Below are 5,125 nucleotides of genomic sequence, written 5' to 3'. Positions count from 1 at the left end.
GGAGCAATGCCCGCGTACGCAGAAAGTTGACGGCTCGAATGCAAGCCGTGAAAGCCTCGGGTCTCGGCCAGCACACTCACTGCGGTGACAAAACCATAACCGGGAACGGTCAGCAGCAATTTCAGCGGTGTGGAAAGGGCTGGATTCAAGGCCACCAAGGCATGCATCGAGCGTTCCAGCGCGCTGATCTGCTCTTTGAGCAGATCGATGCGTTGCTGCACCAGGGCCACGACCGTGGTGATGCTGCGCGCCTTGTGCTCGAGGGCGTGCAGCCGGTTGCGCTCCTGCGTCAAGGTGTGCAGCAAAGTTTCCCGTTCCCGTACCAGGACTTTGAGCTCTTCAACCGATGCGGGGGGAGGTTCCCATGGGCTGGGCTGCATCACCACGCCATACCGAGCAATGATCTGCGCATCCATGGTGTCCGTTTTGCCACGTCGAAGCACCGATCGGGCAAACAGCTTGATCTGCGCCGGATTCATCACACTGACCTGGCAGCCGGCCTGATGCAGTGTCAGGGCGCAGGTCTCCCAGTACACGCCGGTGGCCTCCATCACCACCTGGAGGTCAGAAGACGCGTACCCGTGCGACGCCGCCCAGCGCAGCAGTTGGGTACAGCCCCCCACCGTGTTTTCAACACAGGGCAGGGCACGAGGCGTGAAGGACGGGCTGCCTTCGGCGGCCCGCAGATGAGCAAAGAACACGTCTTTGCCGATATCGATCCCGATCACAACCATAAAAAACCTCCCGAAAAGTGGGCTGGCCAGGTCATTCGTGCTTTGCTTGGACTGTCTCTGATATACAGGCTCGACGCCTTGGATAGGGTGCAGTCTGCAAGAAAGCGCCCGGATCAGCCAGGTCTAGGGCACGGTCTCGAACGACCAAAAGTGCGTACTGGCTTGCTGATCCGGACTGACCGGACAGCTCATTCTGATCAGGAAGACTGCCGCGGCCTAGATATAAAAGTGCGTGTATTTATCTTTTAAAGCTCTACAGGACGTGATTTTCATCTTACTGTGGGGCATGCCAGGAACTGGGTATAGCTCGCGCCGGGGGACTCCTCTTGTGTGCTGGTCGGGGACGTATGCCCCTCGGCCGGGCTGGAAAGTCCTCCAGGGCGACGAGGGTGTCAGAAGCACATGCCTGAAGCGAGGTGAGGAGGTTCGCCCAGAATTCACCGGGCGAGATCTCCTGGTCGTGGATGTCGCGTACAGTGAGGTCCTCGAGAAAAAGAAGGGAGCCATCAGACTTGCGGGGTAGAGGTCCACGTACGCGGGGTAGGGTCCCCCAACATTCACCAGACGCAAGGCATCATCGCGGGTGAGGAGCGGATTGGGGTCCGCGTCGGGCGTCACATCGACCCTATGCTCCCTGCGGAACGCGTTGACTTCCGGTTGCTGCAGTCCAGGGACTGGAGACACGTTTCCCAGGCTGCCCGTGGCTGTCAGACTTCTTTGGCCGGGGGGAGCCCACCTTGACCGGACATGTGCCGAACAATGAAACGCATGGCCGACTACGATTGCTCTCCACTCTGGGAAGGCGTTGGCAGAACTTCAAGGGCTACCGCATTGAATTGCGGGGAACGTGGAGAGGGACCGTGCAGTGATCGACCCTGTCAGCGAGGTGCCGTAAGGCGGCGGCGAGTCTGGCTCGTGCGCCAGGACGCCTGTGGAGGCGCGTGACTTCCGCCTCGTAAAAGTGTTGAGCGAGGCGTTGCTCGTACACTTCGTTCGCGGGGACGTAGAGGGGGTGTGAGAGGTAATCGTTCATGTGGTCTCCTTACTCTCTGAGGTGGCCGTGAGGTACGGCGCGAGGTGGTCGTGGAGCACCTGAAAGCCCTGGTGACTGAGGCAGTAGTAGACCGAGGTGCCTTTTTTCTTGGCGCTGATGAGGCCGGCGTCGACCAGGACTTTCATGTGGTGGCTGATGGTGGGTTGGCTGAGGCCGAGGGCCTGGCTGATGGTGCCGGCGAAGCATTCTCCGCGGCGTCTGGCTTCTTCCGCCTGCAGGAGGACTTCGAGGATTTGTTGGCGTGTCGGGTCGGCGAGGGCGCGAAGGACGTCGTGGTGGACCGCAGGACTCATAACATCAATGTACATCTAAATAGACATTTGTCAATATTGATACGCAATGATGCTTAGGAGAGTGGCGGACGCTCACGGCGTACCCAACGGCCCATGTGGCCTCAGAGGACGCGAAGGCGGCTGTGCGATCACGAGAAAAGGCAGAATGCGCTGGAAGAGAGTCCAGGAATGATCGAGCCACAATTGCCGGGTAATCTGTGGGCCCGTTCAGAGGTGAGGTACCCCCTACCTGGCCATCAGGTTTGCCTTCGTTCACGAGGAACGACCTGGCCCAGGTGATGCAGGCGGTGTGCGTCCACCAGCGTGAAGCCAGGAGCAGGTCACCCGGTGATGCGTGCGCCAGGTAACCGCTCGTGCACGAAGGCCCGAACGTCCACCAGGTCCAGCAGAACACGCGTCAGGTCGCGGAGTGGCTGGATCTGCTCCTTCTGGAAGGTCAGGCGCATCAGCCGCTGCCCCGTGTTCGTGTCCAGCAGGCTGGTGTTCGGTTCGATCAGCACATGAAGGAATCGCAGCGCTGAGCGGTCCGCGAGTGTCAAAGGGGGGTCGTGGAAGCCGAAGAGCGCTGAATGCGAAGCAGCCCTGTATCAGGCGAGCAGCCGGTGGTGTTCACTGACCGCCTGGCCAAGAGTCATAGGGACGATCTCCTGCCCGAGCACACACACGCTGTAGGCCGCCGCCATCTGCCGCGCACTTCGCTCGGCGGGCATGCCGCCAATAGCGGTACACAACCCGGGACCCAGGACCGACCGGATTGCCCCCGGCTGCTGCCGGTTGAACGCCCGCACGGCCAGCAAGCAGCGCGGAAGGCCAGGTACGCGTTAGGTACGCGTTCACACTGTCCGGAACCTGGGCACTGGAGGCGAAGCAGCCGTGTATCAGGACAAACCGTCCACCTCACTCTTCAGCATGCCGGAGTTGCCCAGCACCTGGAGCGGGAAGGTTTCTGTGACGCCGTATGGCTCCATTGCGTAAAGCAGCAGATTCGTTCCGCCCTTGAAGTGACAGTCTCGGATGGTGACGGGTCCAGGGAGCCGCACGTCGAAGAAATTCACGGGGTTGCTGGTACTCCGGGTTGTTTCTGTGCAGCGAGGTGACTTCGGGCAGTCCTCCATCTTTCAGGATGTCGGGCAAGCACTGGAGTACGCCCGCTCGAACCGCACCCTGCTAGCATTTCTCGCGCTGTTCGCCGCCATCAACCTCAGTGGCGCTACCCTCGCGGTCGCTCTCCCCTTGTTCGTCACCGGAACCCTGGCCCTGGATTCCGCGGCGCACGGCCCATGCAGGACACAGGAGACACTCTCCCACTCGCTGCCGAGTGAGCGGTGCACCGTCATGGCATATGCCGGCATCAGCGCGAACCTCCCCTGCCCCGCGAACGGGATCTCCCGGCCGTCGAAGATGGCGACCACGGTGCCACCGTTCTCCGTGTTCACGTGTTTGACGGTGCCGGTCATGCCGTTCATCACCTGGGCGTCGTACAGGTTCTTCGTGCACACCACCGGGTTCCCCTCACCCACGATCCCGCCGGTGACGTTGAGCCCGTCATGTTTGCCGCGGAGTTCCCGCGCTGCGGCGTTCAGGGCCTCCACGCCGAGCGGGCCCTTGCGGGTGGGAGTGAGCAGTTGCGCTCCAGCTTCCTGTGCCAGTCGTGCGGCCCGCATGGCGTCCCCCGTCTCGTGGAACGGCAGACCCACGTCCTGCCAGTCGATGCGTTCTCCGTCCTGGATGTTGTACGCGAGTTGCACGATGGGACTGTCTGCCGCCTGGCGGTACACGGTCGTCAGGTGCGCGACCGGCACGGTGCAGATCAGGGCCAGCAGGGGCATGCCGGGACTGATGGGTGGGAGCTGGTTCGGATCGCCGATGATCACGAGGCGGGTTCCGGGGTAGACGGCCTGCAGGGTAGCGAGCTCGCGGCCAGGGGCAACAGCAGCTCTATCGCGGCATCCAGCTCCGTGACCGCCTGCTCGCTCAGCCGCCGCGCGGTCCTGCCCGGCGCCATGCCGGAGCGACTGCGCCCTCCGGGAGGCGTCCACGTGCGCCCGAACACGGGCGTAGAGAGCCTGATCCGCCCGCACGGTCCGGGTCATCCCCGTCCTGGCGTCGGCCGCGCTGTACTCGGGTGGGAAGGAGTGATGCCGGTACCCGCTCACAGCCTCCATTCCGAGGGAGTCCGGTTTCTCAACGTCGCCGGGAGTAAGCAGGACCAGGCCTACCTTGGGGTCCTCAGGCGACTGGGGGCAAGTCACGAACCGGATTGGATCGCGTTCGAACGGGGATGAACCTGGATTGACCCGCCCCCGCATTCCTCTCGGACGGCGATTCCACCATCGGGGGCCAGCGGCTTCCCACACGAACCAGCTTTGACACGGGCCACACGCCGGTAATCTCTGGTATGGACGCCGCACTGCGCTTCTACGATGAGTTCGCCGACCAGTACAAGCTGATTTTCGACAACTGGATCGCAGCAGTGCGGCGTCAGGCAGATATCCTCGCCCCGTTCCTCCGGGGTCAAGGCATCCAGCCAGGAGCTACCGTTCTCGATTGTGCCTGCGGTATAGGAACCCAGGCCTACGGCCTCGCCTCCAAGGGATACCAGGTCACCGCCACCGACCTCAGTCCACGCTCCATTGAGCGTGCCATCACCGCAGCTGTCCACTTCGACGCCCCGCCACAGTTCAAGACCGCTGATTCGACGCCCCGCCACAGTTCAAGACCGCTGATCTCCGAACCCTGGCAGCCGATGTCGACGGTGAATTCGACGCGGTTGTGGCCTTCGACAACGCCGTCCCCACCTCCTCACGGACGAAGAGCTGAAAACCGCGTGCATGAACTTTCCAGCGGATTCCAGGTCGTGCCGATATCAATAATATTTTGTTCTTCGCTGTGGCCTGCTGTTGAAATGTTAAAGACGTGGTGGTGGCGTTTTATCCCGCACTTCTCGAATTGAGTCGCCACCGTACGAAACCGTTACAAGCAGTTCACTGCTCCTCCGTGTCACCGGCATTCTTTCCTGTCCGGGCCTCCAGAAAGCGTTGCTG

6 protein-coding genes are annotated in these 5,125 nt (G+C 62.0%); 1 reads left to right on the top strand and 5 read right to left on the bottom strand.

Annotation, left to right across the window (positions count from 1 at the left end; all coding sequences use genetic code 11):
* The 5 genes from IEY49_RS21065 to IEY49_RS21050 form a co-directional block, all read right to left on the bottom strand.
* A partial coding sequence (locus IEY49_RS21065) for an IS110 family RNA-guided transposase (protein WP_189012362.1) occupies positions 1-728 on the bottom strand: 728 nt, incomplete at its 3' end.
* A 1,035-nt stretch (positions 729-1,763) separates the two neighbouring features.
* On the bottom strand, positions 1,764-2,081 hold the full coding sequence (locus tag IEY49_RS21060) for an ArsR/SmtB family transcription factor (protein WP_189012361.1): 318 nt from the start codon (positions 2,079-2,081) through the stop codon (positions 1,764-1,766).
* Positions 2,082-2,401: 320 nt separating this feature from the next.
* A complete protein-coding gene (locus tag IEY49_RS21055; protein WP_189012360.1) occupies positions 2,402-2,620 on the bottom strand; it encodes a hypothetical protein in 219 nt (72 codons plus the stop codon).
* 48 nt (positions 2,621-2,668) lie between these two features.
* Complete coding sequence (locus IEY49_RS21795; protein WP_268239121.1) at positions 2,669-2,791, bottom strand: hypothetical protein; 123 nt, start codon at positions 2,789-2,791, stop codon at positions 2,669-2,671.
* A 408-nt stretch (positions 2,792-3,199) separates the two neighbouring features.
* The gene (locus IEY49_RS21050) at positions 3,200-4,333 is read right to left on the bottom strand and encodes an ATP-dependent DNA helicase (protein ID WP_189012359.1); all 1,134 of its coding nucleotides are present in this window, start codon (positions 4,331-4,333) and stop codon (positions 3,200-3,202) included.
* 146 nt (positions 4,334-4,479) lie between these two features.
* Between IEY49_RS21050 and IEY49_RS21045 the strand changes: the two genes are divergently transcribed.
* Entirely contained in the window at positions 4,480-5,034 is a 555-nt protein-coding gene (locus IEY49_RS21045) for a class I SAM-dependent methyltransferase (protein ID WP_189012358.1), read from the top strand.
* Positions 5,035-5,125 lie beyond the last annotated feature (91 nt).

Origin of the sequence: Deinococcus malanensis, from assembly GCF_014647655.1 — a bacterium.
Classification (GTDB): Bacteria; Deinococcota; Deinococci; order Deinococcales; family Deinococcaceae; genus Deinococcus; species Deinococcus malanensis.
This window is presented reverse-complemented; position numbering and strand designations above follow the sequence as displayed.